General features: G+C 65.3%; 20 protein-coding genes. 8 read left to right on the top strand and 12 right to left on the bottom strand.

Annotated elements, in window-relative coordinates:
* Positions 1-42 precede the first annotated feature (42 nt).
* The gene (gene groL / locus LWE61_RS03845; RefSeq protein ID WP_234148716.1) at positions 43-1,689 is read left to right on the top strand and encodes a chaperonin GroEL; all 1,647 of its coding nucleotides are present in this window, start codon (positions 43-45) and stop codon (positions 1,687-1,689) included.
* A gap of 117 nt (positions 1,690-1,806) precedes the next feature.
* On the opposite strand, the gene LWE61_RS03850 is transcribed toward groL, so the two are convergent.
* The gene (locus LWE61_RS03850) at positions 1,807-2,511 is read right to left on the bottom strand and encodes an arylesterase (protein WP_234148717.1); all 705 of its coding nucleotides are present in this window, start codon (positions 2,509-2,511) and stop codon (positions 1,807-1,809) included.
* 31 nt (positions 2,512-2,542) lie between these two features.
* Between LWE61_RS03850 and LWE61_RS03855 the strand changes: the two genes are divergently transcribed.
* Positions 2,543-3,232, top strand: a complete 690-nt coding sequence (locus LWE61_RS03855; protein ID WP_234149059.1) for an ABC transporter ATP-binding protein — start codon at positions 2,543-2,545, stop codon at positions 3,230-3,232.
* An 11-nt stretch (positions 3,233-3,243) separates the two neighbouring features.
* Positions 3,244-5,781: an ABC transporter permease gene (locus LWE61_RS03860; RefSeq protein ID WP_234148718.1), complete on the top strand. Its 2,538-nt coding sequence runs from the start codon at positions 3,244-3,246 to the stop codon at positions 5,779-5,781.
* A gap of 112 nt (positions 5,782-5,893) precedes the next feature.
* Here the strand turns inward: LWE61_RS03860 and LWE61_RS03865 are convergent, their stop codons facing one another.
* From LWE61_RS03865 to LWE61_RS03880, 4 genes are all read right to left on the bottom strand, one after another.
* Positions 5,894-7,294, bottom strand: a complete 1,401-nt coding sequence (locus tag LWE61_RS03865) for an efflux transporter outer membrane subunit (RefSeq protein ID WP_234148719.1) — start codon at positions 7,292-7,294, stop codon at positions 5,894-5,896.
* Positions 7,291-10,479 carry an efflux RND transporter permease subunit gene (locus tag LWE61_RS03870; protein WP_234148720.1) on the bottom strand — a complete coding sequence of 1,063 codons (3,189 nt, stop codon included), beginning with the start codon at positions 10,477-10,479 and terminating at the stop codon, positions 7,291-7,293. The genes LWE61_RS03865 and LWE61_RS03870 overlap by 4 nt, the downstream gene beginning before the upstream one ends.
* Before the next feature lie 8 nt (positions 10,480-10,487).
* Positions 10,488-11,684, bottom strand: coding sequence for an efflux RND transporter periplasmic adaptor subunit (locus LWE61_RS03875; protein WP_234148721.1), 1,197 nt, complete (start codon positions 11,682-11,684; stop codon positions 10,488-10,490).
* 133 nt (positions 11,685-11,817) lie between these two features.
* A complete protein-coding gene (locus LWE61_RS03880) occupies positions 11,818-12,063 on the bottom strand; it encodes a hypothetical protein (protein ID WP_234148722.1) in 246 nt (81 codons plus the stop codon).
* A 101-nt stretch (positions 12,064-12,164) separates the two neighbouring features.
* On the opposite strand from LWE61_RS03880, the gene LWE61_RS03885 reads away from it, so the two are divergent.
* Positions 12,165-12,776: a TetR/AcrR family transcriptional regulator gene (locus LWE61_RS03885; RefSeq protein ID WP_234148723.1), complete on the top strand. Its 612-nt coding sequence runs from the start codon at positions 12,165-12,167 to the stop codon at positions 12,774-12,776.
* Positions 12,777-12,815: 39 nt separating this feature from the next.
* On the opposite strand, the gene LWE61_RS03890 is transcribed toward LWE61_RS03885, so the two are convergent.
* Positions 12,816-13,199: a nuclear transport factor 2 family protein gene (locus LWE61_RS03890; RefSeq protein WP_234148724.1), complete on the bottom strand. Its 384-nt coding sequence runs from the start codon at positions 13,197-13,199 to the stop codon at positions 12,816-12,818.
* Positions 13,200-13,203: 4 nt separating this feature from the next.
* Positions 13,204-14,862: an AMP-binding protein gene (locus tag LWE61_RS03895; RefSeq protein ID WP_234148725.1), complete on the bottom strand. Its 1,659-nt coding sequence runs from the start codon at positions 14,860-14,862 to the stop codon at positions 13,204-13,206.
* A gap of 183 nt (positions 14,863-15,045) precedes the next feature.
* On the opposite strand from LWE61_RS03895, the gene LWE61_RS03900 reads away from it, so the two are divergent.
* Entirely contained in the window at positions 15,046-17,112 is a 2,067-nt protein-coding gene (locus LWE61_RS03900; RefSeq protein WP_234148726.1) for an NAD(+) synthase, read from the top strand.
* 165 nt (positions 17,113-17,277) lie between these two features.
* Positions 17,278-17,685: a BLUF domain-containing protein gene (locus LWE61_RS03905; RefSeq protein ID WP_234148727.1), complete on the top strand. Its 408-nt coding sequence runs from the start codon at positions 17,278-17,280 to the stop codon at positions 17,683-17,685.
* A 69-nt stretch (positions 17,686-17,754) separates the two neighbouring features.
* Here the strand turns inward: LWE61_RS03905 and LWE61_RS03910 are convergent, their stop codons facing one another.
* On the bottom strand, positions 17,755-18,567 hold the full coding sequence (locus LWE61_RS03910) for a transglutaminase-like domain-containing protein (RefSeq protein ID WP_234148728.1): 813 nt from the start codon (positions 18,565-18,567) through the stop codon (positions 17,755-17,757).
* A gap of 14 nt (positions 18,568-18,581) precedes the next feature.
* Positions 18,582-19,487, bottom strand: a complete 906-nt coding sequence (locus LWE61_RS03915; RefSeq protein WP_234148729.1) for a transglutaminase family protein — start codon at positions 19,485-19,487, stop codon at positions 18,582-18,584.
* Positions 19,488-19,503: 16 nt separating this feature from the next.
* Between LWE61_RS03915 and LWE61_RS03920 the strand changes: the two genes are divergently transcribed.
* Together LWE61_RS03920 and LWE61_RS03925 are read left to right on the top strand one after the other, a co-directional pair.
* A complete protein-coding gene (locus LWE61_RS03920) occupies positions 19,504-20,280 on the top strand; it encodes an N-formylglutamate amidohydrolase (protein WP_234148730.1) in 777 nt (258 codons plus the stop codon).
* On the top strand, positions 20,210-21,193 hold the full coding sequence (locus tag LWE61_RS03925; protein WP_234148731.1) for an ROK family protein: 984 nt from the start codon (positions 20,210-20,212) through the stop codon (positions 21,191-21,193). The genes LWE61_RS03920 and LWE61_RS03925 overlap by 71 nt, the downstream gene beginning before the upstream one ends.
* A 63-nt stretch (positions 21,194-21,256) precedes the next feature.
* Here the strand turns inward: LWE61_RS03925 and LWE61_RS03930 are convergent, their stop codons facing one another.
* The 3 genes from LWE61_RS03930 to LWE61_RS03940 all read right to left on the bottom strand — a co-directional run bounded on the left by LWE61_RS03930 (position 21,257) and on the right by LWE61_RS03940 (position 24,393).
* Complete coding sequence (locus tag LWE61_RS03930) at positions 21,257-22,177, bottom strand: hypothetical protein (RefSeq protein ID WP_234148732.1); 921 nt, start codon at positions 22,175-22,177, stop codon at positions 21,257-21,259.
* 171 nt (positions 22,178-22,348) lie between these two features.
* Entirely contained in the window at positions 22,349-23,062 is a 714-nt protein-coding gene (locus tag LWE61_RS03935; protein WP_234148733.1) for a dienelactone hydrolase family protein, read from the bottom strand.
* A 452-nt stretch (positions 23,063-23,514) separates the two neighbouring features.
* Complete coding sequence (locus LWE61_RS03940; RefSeq protein WP_234148734.1) at positions 23,515-24,393, bottom strand: LysR family transcriptional regulator; 879 nt, start codon at positions 24,391-24,393, stop codon at positions 23,515-23,517.
* Positions 24,394-24,436: the final 43 nt, after the last annotated feature.

The following is a 24,436-nucleotide window of genomic DNA, read 5'->3' on the forward strand; positions in this document are numbered from 1 at the left end:
TTTCAGATCCACAGTTTTTCAGACTAGAAAAGGTACAAGACCATGGCAGCGAAGGAAGTAAAATTCTCGCGCGACGCTCGTGAGCGCATTCTGCGCGGCGTCGACATCCTGGCCGATGCGGTCAAGGTGACGCTTGGCCCGAAGGGCCGCAACGTCGTGATCGACAAGAGCTTCGGCGCGCCCCGAATCACCAAGGACGGTGTTTCGGTCGCCAAGGAAATCGAACTGAAGGACAAGTTCGAGAACATGGGCGCGCAGATGCTGCGCGAAGTGGCTTCCAAGTCCAACGACAAGGCCGGTGACGGTACGACCACCGCGACCGTCCTGGCGCAGGCGATCGTTCGTGAAGGCATGAAGTCGGTTGCCGCCGGCATCAACCCGATGGACCTGAAGCGCGGCATCGACACCGCCGTCACCGCCGTCGTGGAAGACCTCAAGAAGCGTTCGACCCCCGTCACTGGTTCGGAAGAGATCGCACAGGTCGGCATCATCTCCGCCAATGGCGATGAGGAAGTCGGTCGCAAGATCGCCGAAGCCATGGAGAAGGTCGGCAAGGAAGGCGTCATCACCGTCGAAGAGGCCAAGGGCCTCGAATTCGAGCTGGACGTCGTCGAGGGCATGCAGTTCGACCGCGGCTACCTGTCGCCTTACTTCGTGACCAACCCGGAAAAGATGCAGGTCGAACTGTCCGACCCCTACATCCTGATCCACGAGAAGAAGCTGTCCAACCTGCAGGCGATCCTGCCGATCCTGGAAGCCGTCGTTCAGTCGGGTCGTCCCCTGCTCATCATCGCGGAAGACATTGAGGGCGAGGCTCTGGCCACGCTCGTCGTCAACCGTCTGCGTGGCGGCCTGAAGGTCGCTGCCGTCAAGGCTCCCGGCTTTGGTGACCGCCGCAAGGCGATGCTGGAAGACATCGCGATCCTGACCAATGGTCAGACGATCTCGGAAGACCTCGGCATCAAGCTGGAGAATGTGACGCTCGGCATGCTGGGTCAGGCCAAGCGCGTCACCATCGACAAGGACAACACCGTCATTGTCGACGGCGCTGGCGACGGCGAGGCCATCAAGGGCCGCGTCGAGCAGATCCGTGCACAGGTCGAGTCCACCACGTCGGACTATGACAAGGAGAAGCTCCAGGAGCGTCTCGCCAAGCTCGCTGGCGGCGTTGCTGTCATCAAGGTCGGCGGCGCGACCGAAGTGGAAGTCAAGGAGCGCAAGGACCGCGTCGACGACGCTCTCCACGCGACCCGCGCGGCTGTGGAAGAGGGCATCGTCCCCGGCGGCGGCACGGCTCTCCTCTATGCCATCCGCGCTCTGGACGGCCTGAAGGGCGCCAACGACGACCAGACCCGTGGCATCGACATCATCCGCAAGGCGATCGAGGCTCCTATCCGTCAGATCGCGCAGAACGCTGGTCATGATGGTGCGGTCGTCGCGGGCAACCTGCTGCGCGTGGGTGACGTGGACCAGGGCTTCAACGCCGCCACTGACACCTATGAGAATCTGAAGGCCGCTGGCGTCATCGACCCGACCAAGGTCGTGCGCACCGCGCTCCAGAACGCAGCTTCGGTTGCTGGCCTCCTGATCACCACGGAAGCTACGATCGCCGAACTGCCCGACGACAAGGGCGGCCCGGTTGGCATGCCCGGCGGCGGCATGGGCGGCATGGGCGGCATGGACTTCTAATCGAAGTTCTGTCGGTCATTCGATCAAGAAAGAAGGGCCGGAGGAGCAATCCTCCGGTCCTTTTTCATTAGTTGGCAGATAATGCGGCGCTGGCTGGAGAGGCCGCTGACCGCCGATCTATTTCTCCAGCTTGTTCGCGACCATGGGCGACAGCCTGGCGACGATTGTCGCTACCCCTTTGGCGTTGGGGTGGATGCCGTCGGGCAGTTTCAGTTCCCGATGGTCGATCACCCCGTGGAGGAAGAAGGGATAGAGCGGTACGCCGAATTTCTTCGCAAGGTCGGGGTAGATGGGATTGAACGCCCCCGCATAATCCGGCCCCATATTGGGGGAGGCGAGCATCCCGGTGAGCATGACGGGCAGACCGCGCTTTTGCAATTCGGTGATTATGGCGGCGAGATTGGCGCGGGTCGCGTCCGGTTCCAGACCGCGCAGCATGTCGTTGCCGCCAAGACCGACCAGCACAAGGTCGGGCTTGCGGGGCAGGCCGTCGAGCGTGAAGGCAAGGCGGGCCAGACCCGCCGCGCTGGTATCGCCCGAAACGCCGCCATTCACCACGAGCGCCTTGAGCGATCCGGCGGTCAGGGCCTGTTCGAGGACAGGCGCCAATCCCTCCGACGGACCAAGATTATAGCCTGCATAGAGACTGTCGCCGAACACCAGAACCAGCTTCGTATCGGCCGGTACCGCAGTATCGGCGGAGGATATCGGTGCGGTGGCCATCACCCTATTGGACCCATTCTGCTCCGGTGCGGATGGCGAACAGGCGATGGCCAGTTGGACAAGCGCCAGACAAGCTCCATATTGGCGAAATCTCGCCATGACCAATCTCCTCAAGGAGCGCCCTTTCTTCATGCACGCGACCATAGACCAGGCCCATATTGCGATCCGGGCGCGCAATGTCACCCTCTCGCTCGGCACGACCGCCATATTGAAAGGGGTCGACCTCGACATCGCCAAGGGGGAGAGCTTGGCGATCCTCGGCGCGTCAGGATCGGGCAAGTCGTCGCTGATGGCGGTTCTGTCCGGGCTGGAGCGGGCGAGCGGGGGATCGGTATCCATTGCGGGCGTCGATTTCGGCGCGCTGGACGAGGATGCATTGGCGCGAGCGCGCCGGGGACGGATCGGCATCATCCTCCAGTCCTTCCACCTCCTTCCCACCATGACGGCGCTGGAGAATGTGGCTGTTCCGCTGGAGCTGGCGGGGCATGACCATGCCTTTGTCCGTGCGGGGGAAGAATTGTCGGCGGTGGGGCTGGGTCATCGGATCGACCATTATCCGACGCAACTGTCGGGCGGCGAGCAGCAGCGTGTCGCCATCGCGCGCGCCATGGCGCCGGAGCCGGACATCCTTTTCGCCGACGAGCCGACCGGCAACCTTGACGCTACGACGGGCGCGGCGGTGATCGACCTGTTGTTCACGCGGCAGCGGGCAGCGGGCGCGACCCTCCTCATCATCACCCATGATCCGGGGCTGGCGGAACGGTGCGACCGCATCGTCGAGATGCGCGATGGGCAGATCGTGGCCGAGCGACGCCCGTGAAGACGACGCCCATGAAGACTTTGGGCTGGGGCGCCAGTTGGCGCATCGCACGGCGAGACCTGCACGCGGGCTTTCGCGGCCTGCGCCTGCTTTTTCTCTGCCTGTTCCTGGGCGTGGGAACGCTGGCGGCGATCGGCAGCCTGACCGCCTCCATCACCGGTGAAATCGCGGCGCGGGGCCAGACCATCCTCGGCGGCGATATTGAGGTGCAACTGACGCAGCGGGAGCTGGACGCCGGGCATCGCGCCGCCCTTTCCAGACTGGGCGCGTTCAGCGAGACGATCCGCATGCGTGCCATGGCGCAGGAGGCCGGAGACGCGGGTAAGGGCAAGTCGCCCGCCGTGCTGACCGAACTGAAGGGCGTCGATGGGGCCTACCCGCTTTATGGCGCGTTGGCCCTCCAGCATGGAACATACGCGCCGCTGCCTGCCGATCGCATTCTGATCGGCCCGGCGCTGGCCGAGCGGCTGGGCGTAGGGCGTGGTGACCGGCTACGCTATGGACAGGCGATTTTCACTATCGCCGACATTATCGTCGACGAACCGGATCGTGTCGGGGAGGGCTTTACCCTCGGCCCGGTCGGCATCGTGTCGATGGAGGGTCTGCGCCGCACCCAACTGATCCAGCCGGGCAGTCTGTTCAGCAGCAAATATCGCATCCGGCTGTCTCCTGGCGAGGATGCCCATGCCCTGCGCGAGGGGCTGGAGAAACGCTACGCTACAGAAGGCTGGGAATATAAGGACCGGGAACGGGCCGCGCCCGGCACCAACCGTTTCATCGAACGGATGGGGCAATTTCTGTCGCTGATCGGGCTGACCGCCCTGATCGTGGCGGGGATCGGCGTCAGCAATGGTGTCGGCTCCTATCTGGCGCTCAAGCGCGGCAGTCTGGCCACGATGAAGATATTGGGTGCGACCTCGGCTGACATAGAGCGTATCTATCTGTTGCAACTGGGCGCTGTGGCAGTGGTCGCGATCCTGCTGGGCTTGGGCGTGGGCGCGATTATGCCCCCGGCCATCGTCATGTTGGCGGGTGATGTGTTGCCGGTGCAGCCGGGGTTTCGGTTGCATGTCCAGCCACTGGTGACCAGTGCGGTCTATGGTCTGTTGATCGCCCTCATCTTTACCTTGCCGCCCCTTGCACGGGCACGCACGGCACCTGCCGCCGCCCTGTTCCGTGCGGCGGTCGATCCCCGCCATGGACGGGACCGGCGCACGCTGATCGGCGTAGGTGGAGCGGCGCTGATGCTGGTTGCCATTGTGCTGGGTACAGCGCGGGAGCCATTGTTCGCGGCGGCGGTGTTGGGTGCGACGGGAGCGGTGTTGCTCCTGCTCCTGTTGCTCGGTCGGCTTGTCAGCCTGATCGCGCGGCGCGTGCCCTGGCCGCGGCGGCCGCTGCTGCGTCTTGCCATCGCGAATCTCTACCGCCCCGGTGCGCAGACCGGAGCCTTGGTGGTGGCGCTGGGACTGGCGCTGACTCTGTTCGTCACGCTGGCGGGTATCCAGACCAGCCTGAATGCGGAGATTGCCCGGACGGTGCCGAAGAAGGCGCCCAATCTCTTCATCCTCGACCTGCCCTCGCCCAGCGAAGCGGCCTTTCGCACCATAGTGGAGAAACAGAGCGCGGGCGCGAGGTTGAACATCGTACCCACCTTGCGTGGCACGGTTGTCGCCTATGCCGGGCAGCGCGTCGCTGACCTGAAGGAACAACCGGAGGGCGCATGGATATTGCGCGGCGAGCGCGGGGTGACCTACAGCGCGACCCTGCCCGAAGGCAGCGTTGTCACAGCCGGGCAATGGTGGCCCCGCGACTATAGTGGGCCCCCGCTGCTGTCCATCGACGAGGAACAGGCAAAGGCTCTGGGGGTCGGGGTCGGCGACAGCATGACGGTCAGCGTGCTGGGCCGGGAGATAGAGGCGCGCATCGCCTCGCTTCGCAAGGTCAATTGGGAGACGATGGGCTTCAACTATGTGCTGGTCTTCTCCCCCAACACATTGGCGACCGCTCCGCACAGCCTGACCGCGACGATCAGCATGGCGGCTGGCAAGGCCGGGGAGGCGCAGGAAAATGCGATGACCCGCGTGTTGCTCGGCGCGTTTCCCGGTGCGTCGGTGATCGCTGTGGGGGAAATGATCGGCCAGATCAGTGGACTGCTCGACCAGATGACAGGCGCGATCCTGTGGGCGGCCTCCATCACCATTCTCGCGGGCATCGCCGTGCTGGTGGGCGCGATCGCCGCCTCCCGGCAGGCGCGCACCTATGACAGCGTGATCCTCAAGACGCTGGGCGCGACGCGGGCGCAGGTTCTGGGCACGCAGGCGCTGGAATATGGGTTGCTGGCGCTGATGCTGGCGGCGGTGTCGCTGTTGCTGGGAACCTTGGCGGCGTGGTTCGTGATCGTGCAGATATTTGCGTTCAACTGGTCACCGGACTGGGGCGTGGTACTCGGCACGCTGGCGGGCGGAGCGGTGCTGACGCTGGGGATCGGGCTGGCGGGGTCTATCCCGATGATGTCGGTTCGGCCGGCGCGGGCGTTGCGGCAGTTGTAGAGAGGAAGCGGGATGGCTGGCTGGTGGTCGGCTGTCCCGCTGCCATTCGATCCGCAGAATGAGTCGGAGAAATGTGCGGCGGGCCGGCCGGGGGAGTCGGTTGTTCGGCGCCCTACTGCCCAGCGGCTGTCGCCTGATCGCCACCGAGTGCGCGGTAAAGGGCGATGCGGTTGGCGACGAGGGTAAGGCGGGTGGCGATTTCCTGCTGCTGGGCGCTGTACAGGCTGCGCTGCGCGTCGAGATTTTCCAGATAGCTGTCCACCCCGCCGCGATAGCGCGCCTCGGTCAGGCGGGCGGTGTCGCTAGAGGCGGTGACGCGCGCGGTGGACGCGCGCATCTCATCTGCGATCGTGCCCTGCCGGGCCAGTGCGTCGGCGACTTCGCGGAAGGCGGTCTGGATTGCCTTCTCATAGACCGCGAGGGCGGCGTCGCGCTGCGCCTTGCTGGCCGCTACGCCTGCGCGAACGCCGCCCGCGGAGAAGATCGCCTGGTTCGCATCGCCGCCGATATTGTTGTGGAACGACGCCGAGTCGAGAAGCGTGCGGAGAGAATCGCTGGCAAAGCCTAGCAGGCCGGTGAGCGTGATGCGCGGGAACAGCGCCGCGCGGGCCACGCCAATCTCCGCGTTGGCGGCGCGCAGGCCATATTCGGCTTCCAGCACATCCGGGCGACGCAATAATATGTCTGAGCTGGCGCCGGGCGGCAGCGTCGCCACGGTTCCTGCCACCTCATCCAGACGGGTCGGCAGCAGCGACGCATCCACCGGCGCACCGACGAGCAAGCGCAGCAGGTTTACATCCTGCGCCAGCGCGGTCGTTTGTGCCGCAACGTCGGCCTGTGCAGTCGCCAATATCTGCTCGGCTTGCCGCAGGTCGGTGCGGGGTGCGATACCACCTTTCAATCGCGCGGCGGTCAGGCCGACGCTGCGCTGGGCGCTCGCGACGGTGTCTTGCGCAATGCGCAGCAGTTCGGCATCGGCGGCATGGGTCGACCAGGCATCGGCAATATCGGCGACGAGGCCGAGTCGGACGGTGCGTGCGGCTGCCTCCGTCGAGAGGGCGCGTTGCCGTTCTGCATCCGTGGCGTTGGCAAGGCGGCCGAACAGGTCCAATTCGAAGGCGCTGATCCCGGCGTCGAGCGCAAAGCTGCTGCTGGCGGCGCGGTTGGCGCCGCTGTCCCGGCTGGCGCTTAAGCCGGTGACGATCTCCGGAAATTGCTGCGCGCGCTGGACACGTACTTGCGCGCGCGCGGCGGCGAGATTGGCGGCGGCTTCGCGCAGGTCGCGGTTGTTGGCCAGCGCCTGCTCCACCAGTGCCTGGAGCCGGGCATCGCGGAAGATGTCGCGGTAGGATATCGTCGGCACACCCGCCTCCGACCGGACCAGATAGGCATCGCCCACCGGCCAAGAGAGCGGCACGGGCGGTGCAGGCCGTTCATATCCGGGCGCCATCGAACAGGCCGATAGAGCGGTGGCAAGCAGGGGAGGAAGATGGCGGAGCGGCCGGCGGGTCATGCGCGACCCTCCCGACCGAACCGGCGGCGCACTGCCTGCACTCCGTCGCGCACGCCCCGGCGGACCAGCACGAAGAACAGCGGGATATAGAACACCGCCAACAATGTGCCGGTGACCATGCCGCCGATGACGGAGGTGCCGATGGCGACGCGGCTGTTGGCGCCCGCACCAGTCGCGATGGCCAGCGGCAGTACACCGAAGATGAAGGCGAAGCTGGTCATCAGGATTGGACGCAGGCGAATCCGCGCGGCCTCCAGCGCAGCCTCCAGCACGCCCCGGCCCTTGCGCTCCTCCTGCTCCGCGAACTCGACCATCAGGATGCCGTTCTTTGCCGCCAGACCCATGGTGGTGAGCAGGCCAATCTGGAGATAGACGTCATTCTCCAGCCCGCGCAGAACAACCGCCAGAATTGCCCCGATCAAGCCCAGGGGCACGATCAGCAGCACCGCCACCGGGATCGACCAGCTTTCATAGAGCGCCGCGAGGCACAGGAAGACGACCAGTAGCGACAGGCCATAGAGCAGCGGCCCCTGTGCGCCAGCCTGCCGTTCCTCATAGGAAACGCCGGACCAGGCGACACTGGTGCCGGGCACTTTTGCCGCCAGATCCGCAATGGCATCCATCGCTTCGCCCGAACTCACGCCCGCGGCCGGTTGGCCCTGAAATTCAAAGGACGACATGCCCTGAAAGCGCGAGAGGCTGGCAGGCGCCGTGGACCAGCCGATGTGCGAGAAAGCGGAGAAGGGGGCCATCGCCCCGTCCGATCCGCGCACGAACCATTGGCCCAGACCGGAAGGATCGGAGCGATAGGGCGCATCGCCCTGCACATAGACGCGCTTCACACGGCCCAGTTCGATATAGTCGTTGACGTAGCGACCGCCCCACGCCGTCGACAGGGTCGCATTGACGTCCGACGGGCTGAGGCCGAGCGCCGTGACCTTCTGCTGGTCCACATCCACTTTCAGGGTGGCGAGGTCGTTGAGATCGGTCAGGCGGACGGCCTGAAGACGAGGGTCGTTGCTGGCCTCCTGCAACAAGGCGTCGCGCGCGGCGAGGAACTGCGCCCGGTCCATGCCGCTGTTATTCTGCAACTGCATGGTAAAGCCCGACGATTGGCCGAGGCCACGCACGGCGGGCGGCACGAGCGCGAAAATCTGTGCATCGCGAAGGCCCTTCACCGCGCCGGATGTGCGCTGGGCCAGCGCATCCGCCGTGCGCTGCGCACCGGGCCGGTCCTTCCAGTCCACCAGGTTGAGGAAGCCCTGTCCGGTATTCTGGCCGGATGGCCCGCCGCCCCCGCCGCCGCCCGCGACGATGAAGAGGGTGCGGACGTTCGCTTTTTCCTGATCCAGCAGATAGCGTTCCACGGCGCGCTGCACCTCATAGGTGCGCTCCAGCGTGGCGCCGGGTGGGAGGCGGGTCTGGAGCGATACCACGCCCTGATCCTCCGTCGGCAGGAAGCCGCTGGGCAGGCGCAGGAACATGACGCCCATTACCGCGACGATGAGGACATAAATGCCCAGAAAACGCCATTTGCGGTTAATCACCCGGCCACAGGTTGCGGCATAGCCTTCCTTGAGCCGGTCGAAACTGTCGTTGAACCAGATCGTCGCCCGCTGAAGCCCCTGTGCTACGCCGGGGAAGTGCCGTGCGAGCCAGCTTTCGCCATGGGCCTCCTCGTCGGGCCGACGCAGAAGGGTAGAGGTGAGCGCCGGGCTGAGGATCAGCGCAACCAGCACCGACAGCGCCATGGCCGCGATGATCGTGACCGCGAACTGGCGATAGATGACACCGGTCGATCCGCCGAAGAAGGCCATGGGCAGGAACACCGCGCACAGGACCAGCGCGATGGCGACCAGCGCGACCTGAATCTCCTTCATTGACTCGATCGTCGCTTCGCGCGGCGTCATGCCCGGATTTTCGTGCATCAGCCGCTCGACATTCTCCACCACGACGATGGCGTCGTCGACCAACAGGCCGATGGCGAGGACAAGGCCGAACAGCGTTAGCGTGTTGATGGAGAAGCCGGTGACATAGAAGACGGCAAAAGTGCCCAGCAGCACCACCGGCACGGCGATGGCGGGGATCAGGGTCGCGCGCCAGCTTTGCAGGAACACGAACATGACGATGACGACCAGCGCGATCGCTTCGACCAGCGCCTTGACCACTTCCTCCACCGACAGAGTGATGAAGGCGGTGGTGTCATTGGCATAGTCGTGGCTGAGGCCGTCGGGGAAACTGCGCGCCAGTTCGTCCACCTTGGCCTTCACCAGTTCGGCGGTCTTGAGCGCGTCGGCGCCGGGCGCGAGCGATACCGCCATACCGGCACCGGGATGGCCGTTGAATCGCGAAAGGCTGTTGTAATTTTCGGAGCCGACCTCGACCCGTGCGACGTCCTTGAGCCGGACGCTCGACCCGTCGGTCAGGGTCTTGAGGACGATGGCCTCGAACTGATCCGGTGTCTGGAGGCGGGCCTGCGCGGTGACGGTGGCGTTGAGCATCTGCCCCTTGGGCGACGGCAGGCCGCCGACGTCGCCCGCTGCGACCTCCGTGTTCTGTGCGGTGATGGCGGTGACGACATCGCCCGGCATCAAGGCCACGGCTGCCAGCTTTTGCGGGTTGAGCCATATGCGCATGGCATGGGACGCGCCGAACACATTGACTTCGCCGACGCCCTGCACGCGCGACAGCGTGTCCTGGACGTTGGAGGCCAGATAGTCGGAAATTTCCTGATTGGACCGCAGGTTGTTCTTGTCGAAAATGGCGACGAGGAGCAGCGGATCGCTGTTAGACTTGGTGACACGCACGCCCTGCTGCTGCACCTGGGTCGGCAGGCGGGACACAGCGGCCTGCACCTGATTCTGGACCTGCACCTGCGCAATGTCGGGGTCGGTGCCCTTGCGGAAGATGGCGGAGATGTTGGCCTGACCGCGTGAACTCGACTGGGAACTGAAATAGAGCAGCCCGTCAAGGCCGGTCAGCGACTGCTCCAGCACCTGTGTAACGCTGTTCTCGACCGTCTGGGCATTGGCGCCGGGATAGCTGGCGCGCACATTGATCTGGGTCGGTGCGATGTCCGGATATTGGGCGATCGGCAGGGCCGATAGCGCGCCAAGGCCCGCAATCATCACGACGATGGCCAGCACCCATGCGAAGATCGGGCGTTCGATGAAGATGCGGGACATGGGTTGGTTCAGCCACCCTGCCTGCGAGGGGAGCCTTCAGTGCCGCTGTTCGCTCCCTTGGCGGGCGGTGCGATACGCTGCGGGCTGTTGGCGGGAACCGGGCGCACTGGCGCATCGGCGCGCAGGCCGCTGGTGCCTTGCGTGATGACCTTGTCACCCTGCTTCAGGCCATTGGTGATGACCCAGTTGGCGCCGCTGGTGCGATCCGCGGTGACGTTGCGGCGAACCACCTTGTCGCCCGGCCCGACGAGGAGGAGATAGGCGACACCGCCCAGATCCCGCTGCAAAGCCTGCTGCGGCACCAGATAGGCGCTCGCGTCCATCGCCTGATCGAAGCGGGCCTGCACGAACATGCCCGGTAATAGCACGTCGCCCGGATTGGGGAAGCGCGCGCGCAGGGTGACAGTCCCGGTCTGGGCGTTGACGGTCACTTCCGAGAATTCGACGCGGCCGACCGGGCCATAATCGCTGCCATCCTCCAGCCGCAGCCGTACCGCCGTGCTGCCGGGAAGTGCACCCCCGCTCGACAGCGCGCGGCGCATGGCGAGCAGTTCGCCGCTCGACTGCTGCATATCGACGAATACCGAATCGAGCCGCTGGATCACGGCTAGCGGATCGACCTGATTGGCGCTGACCAGCGCGCCGACGGTGAACAGCGAACGACCGATCTTGCCCCCGATGGGTGCCGGAACGGTGGTAAAGCGCAGGTTGATGCGCGCGGTTTCCAGTTGCGCGCCGTTCTGCGCGACGGCGGCGCGGGCCTGCCGCGCCTGCGCCAGCGCATCGGTGTAATCCTGCTTCGCCACCGCTTCCATCTCAGCCAGCGGGCGATAGCGGTCGGCCTTTGTCGCCGCCGCTTCCGCAGAGGCGCGGGCGCTGGCGAGGTTGGCGGAAGCCTGCTCCACCGATGCGCGATACAGGCTGGGGTCGATCTCGAACAGCGGTTGCCCGGCGCGCACCGTCTGCCCCTCGGTAAAGAGTCGCTTGCGGATCAGGCCGGTGATCTGGGGCCGGACTTCGCTCGTCTCCGCCGCGACGACACGGCCGGACAGGATGGTCTGGATCGGTACCGCCTGCGGGCGCATCACCACGAACCCGACCTGCGGCGTGGGTTTCTTGCGGGCGTCGGAATCACCTTTGCCGGAACAGCCGGACAGCAGCAGGCAGAAAGCGGTGGCGGGGAAAAGCAGGCGCGCGTGCAGCATGAAGGAAGGATGCTCTTTTTATCAGGCTAGTCGCGAGGAAGGAGCATATCCTATTTCAGATATAGGGTGCGGCGCGCAAGCGTTTGGGCGTGGCTGCGACAAAATAGGACAATTATGGCTCGATAGCGGATGTCTATGGATGGTCTTCCACGGACAATCCCGCCGCGCGGGCGCGTTCAAGCAACGCGATGATCTCATCCGGCATTGCCCCTTCCCAATGCAAGGTCACGGTGGCGGAGAATGTGGGCGGTGTCGGCAGAACCTGCACCGACTGGCCAAAGGGATTGTCCAGCCGATAGCCGGGCGCGCCATCCCCGATGCGCTGGATCGTCATGCCGGTGAGGCGCGCCTCATCTTCCTTCGATGCTTCATCGCTCATGATCCTGCTATCGCCCGGATGCGCCTGTCTGGGCAACGGGGTTTTGAGAGCCGGGCATAAGCCATCGACAGGCCGCGCGCCGCTGGCTAGGCACGGGAGCCATGGTACGGACCACAGGATCATCGGGCATCAGAACCCTCGCCTCCGTGCGCGAAGCGGGCGTCGAGCTGATCTATACCCATGGTTATGAAGCGATGACGCTGCGCATGCTGGCGTCGGCGGTTGGGGTGCAGCCCGCATCGCTCTACAAATATTTCGACACCAAGCAGGGCCTGCTCTTCGCCCTGTTGCGGGATCATCTGGAGGCGCTGAATACCGCCCTGGCGGAGGCTTTGCCTGACGGTGGGACTGCTGCCCATCGGTTGGATGCCTTCGTCACATTCCATGTCGCCTATCATATGGAGCGTAAGCGCGAGGTCAGTCTCGCCAATTTCGAACTGCGATCTTTGAGCGACGAGAACAAGCCGGCCATCGTCGCGCTGCGCCGCGCCTATGAAGCGCCCCTGATCGCCATTCTGGAGGATGGCGTGGCGGAGGGGGCCTTTGTGCTGGCGGATAGCCATGTGACGGCCTTTGCGATGCTGTCCATGCTGACCGGGGTATGCACATGGTATGACAGGCATGGCCCACGGCAGCGCGACGAGATCATCGCCATGCATCTCGCCATGGCGCGCGGGATGGTAGGGTTGGCGCCGGGAACCGATGTGGGGTGACGACAGGGCGGACGTGCTGAAGGAGAGTAAGAGTAGCTCTTACTTGCTCCCCGCACCTGCAGGATTGTCCAGTCCGATCGGATAGGTGCCATGTCCCAGCCGCACCTTGTCCCCGTCGAATGTCAGCACTTCGGACACGCTGATGCCCTTCTGATTGCGATACTGGATGACCAGCGTGTCGATACCCGCAAAAATGGCCTCTATCGTGAAATGCAGGTCGGGGATGCGGCGCAGCCCCTCAGTCCAATAGTGTTTCAGTGCGACCTTGCCTCTGACCTTGCCGCCCGACTCCGGCAATAGCCCCGCAGCCACCGGGGAGGTGAACAGCACATCGTCGTGGAAATGGTCGAGCAGGGCGTCGAGGTCATGCGCATTCCAGGCGGCGCACCAGTCCTCCGCAAAACCCTGCCAGTCTCGCGTCACGGGATCAGCCCTTCGCGGCTTCGTCCGCGGCGATCAGGTCGGCGCGGATCTTGTGCTTCAGCACCTTGCCCGCATCGTTCTTGGGTAGGGATGGCCAGATTTCGATCCGCTCCGGGATCTTGAAGCGCGCCACGCCCTTCGCGTCGAGGAAGGCGAGTATGTCCTTGAGTGTCGGCGCAGCCTCCGGTCCCTCCACGATCACCGCACAAGCCTGCTCTCCGGTCCGCTCATGGGGAAGGCCGACGATGGCGATCTCGGTCACGCCGGGATGCTCGATGAGGATGTCCTCGATTTCCTTCGGCGCGATATTCTCGCCGAAGCGGATGATGATGTCCTTCTTGCGCCCTTCGACCACCACATAGCCGCCGTCGAGCAGTCGTCCGGTGTCGCCGGTGCGGTAGAACCCTTCCTCATCGAACACGCTCGCCTCATGCTCGGCATGCATATAACCCGCCAGCATTTGCGGGCCGCGCGCGCAAATTTCGCCATCGGCGGCGATCTTCACCTCTGCAATACCGATGCGGCCATCGGTGTCGGCGGCATGATCGAGATCGTCGCGGCTGGGTGCGCCCACCGTCGTGACTGGCACCTCGGTTGATCCATAGACGCGCGTGACGGCGGTGTGGGTGAGATAGGCCGACGCTTCCCGGATGATCGACGGGGGCACCGATGCGCCGCCGCAAATGAACACCTTGAGGTCGGGCAGGGTGGTGCCCGCCGCCTTTGCCGCAGCGAGCAACTGCTCCAGAAACGGGGTCGCGCCGGCCAGATGAGTGATCTTCTGGTCGACCATGATCTTCACCCCCTCGTCGGGATACCATTGGTCCATCAATATGACGCTGGTGCCGAGCAGCAACGGCCCTTCAAACGCATAGATGGAGCCGCCGATATGGCTGATTGGCGAGGGGACGAGGAAGGTGTCGCCGGGCGCGGCATGCCAGTGCTGCCCGATCTGGCGGAGCAGCGCGTGCAGCGAATTATGGGTATGCAGCACGCCCTTGGGGCTGCCCGTGGTGCCGGACGTGTACATGATCATCCGCACCGCGTCGGGATCGAGCGTGGGCAGGTCGCGCGGTTCCGCGCCGTCGAACAGGGAGGCATAGGCGATATGCGGGCCAGCCTCGCCGCGCAGCACGACCACCAACGGCGGATTGTCCGAGGCCTCCGCCACGCGGGTGAGCATCGCGGCATAGTCATGCTTGCGGAAGGTTTCGGGGATGAAGATCATGCGGCTGTCGACATCCTTGAGCAGGAAGCCGAGGTCATGATCGCGCAGGGACGGCAGGATCGGATTGGCGACCATTCCGGCCAGCGTCGCGCCGAGATAGATTTCCGCCGCCTCGTGCCAGTTGGGCAGCATGAAGCTGATGACACTGCCGACCGGGATGCGCGCGAGCAGGGCGTGGGCCAAGGTCGTGGCGCGGGCGAGCAACGTGGCGGCGTCGATTCGCACATCGCCCTCCGACACCAGCACGCGGTTCGGTTCGGTGGCGGCGGCACGGGCGAGCGCATCGGCCAGTGTTTCCTTGACCCACAGGCCCTGCGCATAGGCAGCATCGGCCCGGCCCTGGTCCCAGCGAATGGAGCGTCCGCCGACGATACGGCGGTCTGGCGCTGCGGTTTCGCCCGAACGCACTGCACTGGTCTGGTCGCTGCTGCTCATGATCTTGTCCACATCCGTCTTGTCACTTGCCGCCCGCCGTATCGCGCCCGCGTGCCGCGCACAATGTCCGAGAGGTACAGATCGCCTTCCATCACCGGGACGAACGGCAAATCGCCTGAACGCAGCGCTCGCCTCCGTCGGAGAGCGCGCTATTGTGGGCACGCTAGAAGACAGGAAGCCTTGATGACCGCTGAGAATTTCGCGTCGATCCACCACCATGGCCTCGTGCGGGTCGCCTGTGCGACGCCGCGGGCGAGCGTGGGGGACGTCGCCGCCAATGTGGACGCGATCCTTGCACAGGCGCGGGAGGGCGCAGCGGCGGGCGCGGACCTGATCCTCTACCCGGAACTCAGCATCTCCTCCTATGCCATCGACGACCTGCTGCACCAGGAGGCGTTGCTGGACGCGGTGGAGGTGGGAGTGGGGCGGTTGCTGGCGGAAAGCCGGGAGATTGCGCCTGTCCTGCTGGTCGGCGCGCCGGTGCGGCGGGCGGGGCGGCTGTATAATTGCGCGTTGGTTGTCGCGCGGGGAAAATTGCTGGGCGTGGTGCCCAAGAGTTTCCTGCCCAACTATCGGGAATATTATGAGAAAAGATGGTTCGCGTCGGGGGCGGGTTTTACAGGATTACCAACCAAAATAGCCGGTGCAGAAGCGCCCTTTGGCACCGACCTGTTGTTTTCCGCAAGCAATTACAAGGACTTCACCTTCCACGTCGAGATTTGCGAGGATATGTGGGCGCCGCTGCCGCCGTCCACCCATGGCGCGCTGGCGGGCGCGCATATCCTGTGCAACCTGTCCGCATCCAACATCACCATCGGTAAGGCGCGCGAGCGGCATGTGCTGTGCGCCGCCCAGTCCGCGCGCTGCATCGCGGCCTACGCCTATTCCGCCGCCGGGCCGGGCGAGAGCACCACCGACCTCGCCTGGGACGGGCAGGCGATGGTGCACGAAATGGGCCAGCTTTTGACCGAATCGACGCGTTTTGGCGACGAACCGGAGCTGATCTACGCCGATGTGGACGTCCAGCGCATCCGTCTGGAGCGGCAGCGCAACGGCACCTTCCACGACTCCGCCGCCGCGGCGGGCCACCCCGAAACCCGCTTTCGCACCATCCCGTTCATCCACCAGCCGCGCGACGCCGATGGGGCCCATCATGATCGCCTGCACCGCCCGCTCAGCCGCTTTCCCTTCGTCCCGGACGACCCGGCGCGGCTGGACGAGGATTGTTACGAGGCGTTCAACATCCAGGTGGAAGGGCTGGCCAAGCGGCTGCGCGCCACAGGCGGCCAGCATTTCGTCATCGGCATTTCCGGCGGCCTCGACAGCACCCATGCGCTGATCGTCGCGGCCAAGGCGTGCGACCGGATGGGCCTGCCCCGCGCCAGCATCCTGGGCTATACCATGCCCGGTTTCGCGACCGGTGAGGACACGAAGGGCAACGCCTGGGCGCTGATGAAGGCGCTGGGCATCAGCGGCGCGGAGATCGACATCCGCCCCGCCGCGCGCCAGATGCTGGGCGACATGGGCCACCCCTTTGCGGATGGCGAGCCGCTGTACGACATCACGTTCGAAAATGTGCAGGCGGGGCTGCGCACCGACTATCTCTTCCGCTTGGCCAACCAGCATGGCGGCATGGTGGTGGGAACGGGCGACCTGAGTGAACTGGCGCTGGGCTGGTGCACCTATGGCGTCGGCGACCAGATGAGCCATTATGCCGCCAATTGCGGCGTGCCCAAGACGCTGATCCAGTATCTGATCCGCTGGTGCGTGGAGACGGACCAGTTCGATGGCGAGACAGACCGCATCCTGACCGCGATCCTGAACACCGAAATCTCCCCCGAACTGGTGCCCGCCGACGCGGCGACCGGCGCGATCCAGAGCACGGAGAGCAAGATCGGCCCCTATGCGCTGAACGACTTTTTCCTGCACCATGTGGTGCGATACGGCCTGCCGCCGTCGAAGATCGCCTTCCTCGCATGGCATGCGTGGCGCGATGCGGAAGCGGGGGCATGGCCGGTCGCGTTCCCGGAGGCGAAAAAGCAGGGCTATGACCTGCCCACCATCCGGCACTGGTTGGAGAAATTCCTGTATCGCTTTTTCCAGATCAGCCAGTTCAAGCGGTCCGCCATCCCCAATGGGCCGAAAGTGTCGGCAGGCGGCGCCCTGTCACCGCGCGGGGACTGGCGCGCGCCGTCGGACGGGACGGCGCGGGTGTGGCTGGAGGAGTTGGCGGCGGGGGTGCCGGAGTGAGGGGATTTTGCGCAAAGTTGCGCAATAGGCGGACATGCCAATAGCGTGATGCGATGGGCTGGAGCGGCTCCTGGCGGAGGCCGGTGTAACCCAGGTTAAACGGGTCGTTAATCGTCCCTTTGGTCTTCTCCCATAGGACGGGATGCACAGTCCCGGAGATCCACCATGAAGCGCCTCCTCTATATCAGTACGGCTCGCTCACCCCTGCGCCCATCCGAACTGGAGGCGCTGCTGATGAAATCGCGCACGGCCAACAGCGCGGCGGACCTGACGGGGATGCTGGTCGTAGGCGGTCGTCGCTTTCTACAGGTTCTGGAAGGCCCCGATCAGGCTGTCACGACGACTTTTGAGCGGATCGCGCGCGACCCCCGTCATTTTGCCCTGGTCAAGCTTCATGACAAGGAGGTCGCTGCACGGTCATTTGCATCCTGGGCCATGGGATTTGAGCAAGGCGGCGTGTCAGCGGCATCCGCAACGCTGGAGGAGCAGGTAAATGCCCTGGTCGCGCCCATCGCCGATCCCACGCTGCGCGCCTATTTCACCGGCTTTGCCAAAACCCATACATCGGCTTAAGCGACTGACGGCTTTACGGGCATGGGTGGTGCGCCCGAAGTGTCGGGAACCGGCGTCCCCCCCCCCCGCTCACCCCACCCGCACCTCTTCCGTAACAATCTCGAACTGCGACAATATCATATTCCCGAAACTGGTCGTCAGGGCGGTGTCGGTGGCGTCACGGCCGCGCGCCATCAGGATGCGGCCGATGCGGGGGTGGCGGTGGCGCGCGTCGAAGACGTGCCAGGCGTCGCCCAGCCAGACCTCGAACCAGGCGGAAAAGTCCATGGGGGCATCGGCGGGAGGCACGCCGATGTCGCCCAGATAGCCGGTGCAGTAGCGCGCGGGGATGTTCATGCAGCGGCACAGCGTGACGGCGAGGTGGGCGAAGTCGCGGCACACGCCCCGCTGTTCCTGATAGGCGTCCCATGCCGTGCGGTTGGAACGGGCGTGGTGATAGCCGAACTCGATATGGCCATGGGTGAAGGCGGCGATAGCCTGCACCTTCTCCCACCCCGACTGGATATGGCCGAACAGCGACCATGCGGTTTCGGAAAGGCGATCCGTTTCGCAATAGCGGCTGCCCAGCAGGTAGAGCAGCGCTTCGTCCGGCAGATCCTCGATCGGGTGCTGCACCGCGTCCGGGGTCGCGGGGTCGGGCTGGCCGCTGTCCTGCATGGTGAATTCGCACGAAAGGGTGAAGCCACCGGGCGGCACGGTGACGCGTGAGCAGACATTGCCATAGGCGTCGTGATAATCGTAGATCGGCACCTGCGGCAGGGTGAGGATATGGTGGGGCGTCACCAGATCCTTGTTCCGCGACGGATGGATGCTGAGCATCGCCAGCATCGGCGTCGGTACCTCGCACTCGAACCTGATGCTGTAGCCGGCACGAATCAACATGGCGTTACTCCCTGTCATGCCGATAGCTGGGTTTCGGATGGCGCGCCTTGATCCACATGTATGTCGACGGACACGTTCATCCCCTGATAGCTGCCCGGAAAGCCGGACCAGGTGCCGCTGATCGGCACCGCCTGATAGATGTCGCGGGCGATGGCGACGCGGATCAGGCCGTTGGTGCCGACGATGTCGTTGGTGGGGTCGAACTCCACCCAGCCCGAACCGGGGAGGTAGACGCGGACCCACGCATGGGTGTTGCCCCCGCCCAGCGTGGCGCGGCGGCGGCCGGTGGGGTTATAGACATAGCCCGACACGAAGCGCGCGGCGAGGCCCAGCGCCCGCACCGCCTCGATCATCAGCATGGCATAGTCGCGGCAGGTGCCCTTGCCCCGGTCCAGCGTCTCGATAGGGGTCTGCGTGCCCTTCTGCTGGCGCGGGACATAGGTGAATTCGCGGCGGATGGCGGCGGTCATGTCCGTCAGCATCCCCAGCGTCCCCTGATCCCCACGGTTGCGGACGAAGCGGCGCGCCCAGTCGTCGATGCGGCGGTGGGGGTCGTGATGCTGGCGCTCGATGGAGCGCAGCAGGTCGGGCATCTCCTCCGACGCATAGGTGAAGGGATAGTCGCGGGCATAATCCTCGATATGCACGTCCTGCAACTCGGACGGCTTGTGGAGGACGCGCGCCTGGCTCTCGATCCGCAGTTCCTTCGCCCGCTTGTGGAAGGTTGCGATGGCGACGCTGTTGCCGAAGACGTCGTGGAGCCAACGGACCTCGCGCGGTTCGGGGTCGATGATGAGTTCGGCGGTGATGAGATGCTGGTCGAAGCTCTCGCGCGGGCGGACCATCAGCCGATGCTCGCCAAAGGCGGCGGGCTGGCTGTATTCATAGGTCGTGATATGGGTGACGTTTACAAACGGCATCGGGCATCCCGCAGTCATGGACTCAGAACGAAGCCAGCCCCTGATCGGGCCGGACGATCCGCCGCCTGTCCGCGTCACTAACCCCGGCGGGCGGTCATCGTTCCTTCTGATCGGGGATCATGCGGGCCGGGCGATCCCGGCGCGGCTGGGATCGCTGGGGTTGGGGCAGGCCGATCTGGCCCGGCACATCGCCTGCGACATCGGCGTGGCGGGGCTGGGGCGGCGGCTGGCGGGGGAGTTGAACGCCTGCTTCATCGAACAGGTCTATTCCCGCCTCGTCATCGACTGCAACCGGCCGGAAGGGCATGGCGAGGCGTTCGTGGAGGAAAGCGACGGGACCGTCATAACGGGCAATGGCTCGCTGGACGCGCGCGCGCGGGCGGAGCGGCGGGCGGCCATCGCCACGCCCTATCAGGCGGCCATCGCGGCGGAACTGGCGCGTCGGGACGCGCAGGGGACGGCGACGGTGCTGGTGGCGCTGCACAGCTTCACGCCCGTGATGCAGGGGGTGGCCCGGCCATGGGACATCGGCGTGCTGCATGACGGCGGGGACACGGGCTTTGCGCGGGCGCTGCTGGCGCGGTTGCGCGGGGCGGGCGGCGTGGTGGTGGGGGATAATGAACCCTATCGGATGGACGCGACGGACCATAGCGTCCCGCTCCACGCCTATGCGGCGCGGCGGCCCTATGCGGAACTGGAGGTGCGGCAGGACCATCTATCCGATGCGGCGGGCCAGTCGCTGTGGGCGGCGCGGCTGGCGGCGGCGCTGCAAGGGGCGCTGGCGGATGGGTGAGGGGGCGGGAGCGGGCGAGCGCGAGCGCGAGCGCCTCTATGGCTGTGTGGAGGCGGGGGGCACGAAGATGGTGCTGGGCATCGCCAGCGGCGCGGGCGCGGTGCTGGACAGCCTGACCATCCCGACGACGCTGCCCGACGAAACGATCGGCGCGGCGGTGGCATGGCTGGACAGGGCGGCGCGGCCTTATGGCGCGCTGTCCGCCATCGGCATCGCGAGTTTTGGCCCGGCGGGGATCGACCGGGGCGGGGCCGACTGGGGCCGCATCACCGCGACGCCCAAGCCGGGCTGGCGCGATTGCGACATGGCGGGGCCGTTCGCCCGCGCGCTGAACCTGCCGATAGGTTTCGACACGGACGTCAACGCCGCCGCGCTGGCGGAGCATCGCTGGGGCGCGGCGCAGGGGGAACGGGTCGCCGCCTATGTCACGCTGGGCACCGGGATCGGCGGCGGCGTGGTGATCGACGGACGGCCGCTGCACGGGCGCACCCACCCGGAGATGGGGCATGTCCGGGTGCGGCGCGACCCCGCCGACGGGGATTTCGGCGGCATCTGCCCCTTTCATGGCGACTGCCTGGAGGGGCTGGCGAGCGGCCCGGCGATCCTCGCGCGCTGGGGCGTGTCGCTGTCCGACCTGCCCGCCGACCACCCCGGTCCTGCGATAATCGCGGGCTATGTCGCGCAACTGTGCATCGCGCTGGAGGCCATGATGGCGCCGGGGCGGATCGTGATCGGCGGCGGCGTGGCGAAGACACCGGGCCTGCTGGCGCGCATCCGGGCAGCGGCGGAGGGGCTGGCGGGCGGCTATTTCCCCGGCTTCGACGGTGCGCGGATCGTGGCGCCGGGGCTGGGCGAGCGGTCCGGGCTGCTGGGCGCGCTGGTGCTGGCTGAGGGGGTGGTGGGGATGCGGTAGGGGTGGCGAGGCAGATGGCGAAGCGGCGCTGGGGACGGAAGCCCCCGGCCGCTTCGCACAGGGTCAGAACTTCACGGAGGCTTCCAGGGAACCGAAGCCATAGGTCCGGTGGTAATCATTCGCATCCACGTTTGAATTGCGCACCTGATAGCGCAGTCCGGCGTTGCCTGCGAAATCTATGCCATGGATGTCGAACGTGACTTCGACCCCGCCGCTCGTCTTGTAACTCCAGTCCTTACGGTCTTTGACGAGCTGCGGAACGCTGTCGAAACTGCGCCGGGACACATCGAATTTTGCAAACAGATTGAATTTGGCTGTCAGGTCGAGGGAGGGGGTTATTCCTTTCACCGACGCTTTCGTCTGCCAATAGCGTTGCGTGCCGTCGGACGACCAGTTTCGCGCTATGTCAGCCCCTATGATGAGCTTCCAGTTGCTTTTGCAGACGCCATCCTCGATGGCCGAGCAATGCCATGGATTATTGGTGGTATAGGAGAAACCGCCGCTCAGATTGTCGTCATATCTTTTGTGACCATCGATAAATCCCGACTGTCCGTCAGTATGTCGAAAGAGAAAATAGGGTTTGATCTTCCCTTCATATTTTTTGACATGCCTTTTCAGCAGGGTGTTTCGCTGCAACAAGTCATCCAAATTCTTGGCCGTATTGCCTAACCCGATCTCGGCATAGGTCGCACTACTGGGATCCTGATCGTCAAAGGCCTGGGGAGAGTAGGTGGCGCCGCCTTTGAAACGCAGGGGCCAGGTCTTGAAGAGAAAATCGGATTTCACGATTTCGATACTGACCTCATGCTCGCCTTCGTCGACCAAATCCTGCGCACTGCCTTTTGGAAGGCGTGCAGCGTTGAAACCAATACCCATTGTCGCGGTCGCTTCCCACTGTGGTGGTGGGGTCAGGGTCGAGTCAGCTTGCGCAAATGTCGGATAGCAAGACAAGGCGGCGGCCGAAAATATCCTCAGATTCTTCATAATGGTCCCCTTTTTGCCATTTACTTATAGTAATGGTTGAAATCGGGGAGATGGAATTTGAAACGAAATGAATTATTCAGAAAAACTTTGGGTGAATCCGGGCAAGAAGTTTCCATAGCCACTAGGAATATTTATAATCCGGTCTGCGTGTCGTCGGAAACAGTTCCCCCCTTATACCACCGCGTCCAGCAGCGTCATCGTGCCCGCCCATGCCAGCTTCGCGGACAGTGCGTCATAGGCGATGCCCTCGCGGCCCATCTCGTCGGCGTGCGGGTCGGTGAAGCTGTGGAACGCCTGCCCGAAGATGGTGATGGCATAGTCGGCTTCCGCCGCGATCATCTCCGCGCGCAGGGCGTCCACGTCGGAGAGGGGGGCGTAGGGGTCGCGCCCGCCGGTGTAGACGGCGACCTTGCCCTTGACCGCGCCGGGCTGCGCCGGGGCGGCGGTCTTCAATATGCCATGGTAGCTGATGATGGCGCGGGCGTCCGCGCCGCCGCGCGCCAGTTCCAGCACGCACATCCCGCCGAAGCAATAGCCGATGGCGGCGACGCGGGCCGGATCGACGCCGGGCAGGGTCTTGAGATGCTCATACCAGGCGGTGACGCGGGCGCGCAGGCGGCCGGGCGTGCCGACGAGGCTGGAGAAAGGCTCGCCCGCATCCTCCGGCGCGCCATAATGGATGCCGCCGCCATACATGTCCGCCGCCAGCGCGATATAGCCCGCGTCGGCGAGGATTTGCGCGCGCTCATGCATGGCGGGGCCGATGCCATGAGCGTTGTGGACGACCAGCACGGCGGGATGCGGTCCCGGCCCGGCCGGTACGGCGATCCGCCCGATCAGGTCCGCGCCCTCGTGATGCAACGCAATCGCCGCCAGTTCCGCCATGCTGTCCTCTCCCCGTCATGCCGCGCCGGTGCGGCGCAGGATGACGAGAGCGTTGCCCCATCGGGCGAAAAGCTTCGTCATTCTGATGCCGCATCGTCCAGGCCGTCGACCGGAACGGTCAACGGGAAAGGGCACTAGAGCAGCAAGGGGGACGAGACAATCGCCTGCCGGAACGGGGCGCCTGCCCGATCGTCCAATGGGCATGGCCGGTCGTCCGGGCGGAGTCCGGGCCGGGCAAGGCAAGGCAAGGCAAGGCAAGGCAAGGCAAGGCAAGGTGGGGGTGTGGAGGCCATGGGCCGCCATCCCGAAAGGGACGCGGGATAGCGTCGCGGAGCGCCATCGCGCCCGCTGTGTGGGAGGGGTGTCGATTGTCCTCCGCATCAGGGGGCGGCTGGCGGCTGGCGGCTGGCGGAGACGCGGGAAAGGGAGAGGCGGGCGCCGCTCACGCGGCGCTATGGACGGGGGGACAGGCCGCCCGCGATGCTGCGCAGCCACTCCATCACCGCCACGACCCGCGCGACGCGGCGCAGGTCGGCATGGACCACCATCCAGTAGGTGCGGTTGATGACGATCTCCGGCAGGATCGGCACCAGCGTCGGATCGTCGTGCGCCATGAAATGATGCAGCACGCACAACCCCACGCCGCTGCGCGTCATGGCGTGCTGCACGGCGATGCTGCTGCTGGTGATCGTCGCGCCCAGCGCGGGGTCGATCTCCTCCAGATAGCGCAGCGCGTCCCAGAAGATGAAGTCGGGGATATAGCCGATGAGGGTGCGGGTGCGCAGGTCGGCAAGGTCCGTCACCATGCCGTGCCGCTCGATATAGCTGCGGCTGGCGTAAAGGCCGAGTCGATAGTCGCCGATCCGGGACACGATCAGGCTGCCGCTGGCTGGGCGATTGAGCATGATGGCGATGTCCGCCTCCCGCTTCGACGGGTTGAGGAAGCCATGGGTGCTGGCCAGTTCCAGCGCGATGCCCGGATGGGCGGCGTGGAAGGCGGGCAGGGTGGGCGCGACAAGGGCGGTGGCAAACCCTTCGGGCAGGCTGATCCGCACCGTGCCCGCCAGCCGGTTGCTCTCCCCGGTCAGGTCGCCGCTGGCCGCGAGGATGGACCGCTCCACCTCCTCCGCATGATGGCGCAGTTTCTCGCCCGCGTCGGTCAGGCGGTGGCCCTGCGGCCCGGCCTCGAACAGCGCGGCGTTGAGCGCATGGGACAGCCGTTCCACCCGGCGGCCCACCGTGGTCGCATCCACGCCCAACCGCGCCGCCGCCCCGCTGAGCGTCCCCGCGCGCTCTACGGCCAAGAAAAAACGCAGATCGTCCCACTGCATATCGTCACAATCCTGCAAAAATGCAGGTCGGCAATGCAACATC

Origin of the sequence: Sphingobium sufflavum, assembly GCF_021403115.1 — a bacterium.
Lineage (GTDB): Bacteria > Pseudomonadota > Alphaproteobacteria > Sphingomonadales > Sphingomonadaceae > Sphingobium > Sphingobium sufflavum.

Bases quoted from the DNA above. Each gene is read 5' to 3' on its own strand.
- groL (WP_234148716.1), top strand. From the start codon at position 43: ATGGCAGCGAAGGAAGTAAAATTCTCGCGCGACGCTCGTGAGCGCATT.
- LWE61_RS03850 (WP_234148717.1), bottom strand. From the start codon at position 2,511: ATGGCGAGATTTCGCCAATATGGAGCTTGTCTGGCGCTTGTCCAACTG.
- LWE61_RS03855 (WP_234149059.1), top strand. From the start codon at position 2,543: ATGCACGCGACCATAGACCAGGCCCATATTGCGATCCGGGCGCGCAAT.
- LWE61_RS03860 (WP_234148718.1), top strand. From the start codon at position 3,244: ATGAAGACTTTGGGCTGGGGCGCCAGTTGGCGCATCGCACGGCGAGAC.
- LWE61_RS03865 (WP_234148719.1), bottom strand. From the start codon at position 7,294: ATGACCCGCCGGCCGCTCCGCCATCTTCCTCCCCTGCTTGCCACCGCT.
- LWE61_RS03870 (WP_234148720.1), bottom strand. From the start codon at position 10,479: ATGTCCCGCATCTTCATCGAACGCCCGATCTTCGCATGGGTGCTGGCC.
- LWE61_RS03875 (WP_234148721.1), bottom strand. From the start codon at position 11,684: ATGCTGCACGCGCGCCTGCTTTTCCCCGCCACCGCTTTCTGCCTGCTG.
- LWE61_RS03880 (WP_234148722.1), bottom strand. From the start codon at position 12,063: ATGAGCGATGAAGCATCGAAGGAAGATGAGGCGCGCCTCACCGGCATG.
- LWE61_RS03885 (WP_234148723.1), top strand. From the start codon at position 12,165: ATGGTACGGACCACAGGATCATCGGGCATCAGAACCCTCGCCTCCGTG.
- LWE61_RS03895 (WP_234148725.1), bottom strand. From the start codon at position 14,862: ATGAGCAGCAGCGACCAGACCAGTGCAGTGCGTTCGGGCGAAACCGCA.
- LWE61_RS03900 (WP_234148726.1), top strand. From the start codon at position 15,046: ATGACCGCTGAGAATTTCGCGTCGATCCACCACCATGGCCTCGTGCGG.
- LWE61_RS03905 (WP_234148727.1), top strand. From the start codon at position 17,278: ATGAAGCGCCTCCTCTATATCAGTACGGCTCGCTCACCCCTGCGCCCA.
- LWE61_RS03910 (WP_234148728.1), bottom strand. From the start codon at position 18,567: ATGTTGATTCGTGCCGGCTACAGCATCAGGTTCGAGTGCGAGGTACCG.
- LWE61_RS03915 (WP_234148729.1), bottom strand. From the start codon at position 19,487: ATGCCGTTTGTAAACGTCACCCATATCACGACCTATGAATACAGCCAG.
- LWE61_RS03920 (WP_234148730.1), top strand. From the start codon at position 19,504: ATGGACTCAGAACGAAGCCAGCCCCTGATCGGGCCGGACGATCCGCCG.
- LWE61_RS03925 (WP_234148731.1), top strand. From the start codon at position 20,210: ATGCGGCGGGCCAGTCGCTGTGGGCGGCGCGGCTGGCGGCGGCGCTGC.
- LWE61_RS03930 (WP_234148732.1), bottom strand. From the start codon at position 22,177: ATGAAGAATCTGAGGATATTTTCGGCCGCCGCCTTGTCTTGCTATCCG.
- LWE61_RS03935 (WP_234148733.1), bottom strand. From the start codon at position 23,062: ATGGCGGAACTGGCGGCGATTGCGTTGCATCACGAGGGCGCGGACCTG.
- LWE61_RS03940 (WP_234148734.1), bottom strand. From the start codon at position 24,393: ATGCAGTGGGACGATCTGCGTTTTTTCTTGGCCGTAGAGCGCGCGGGG.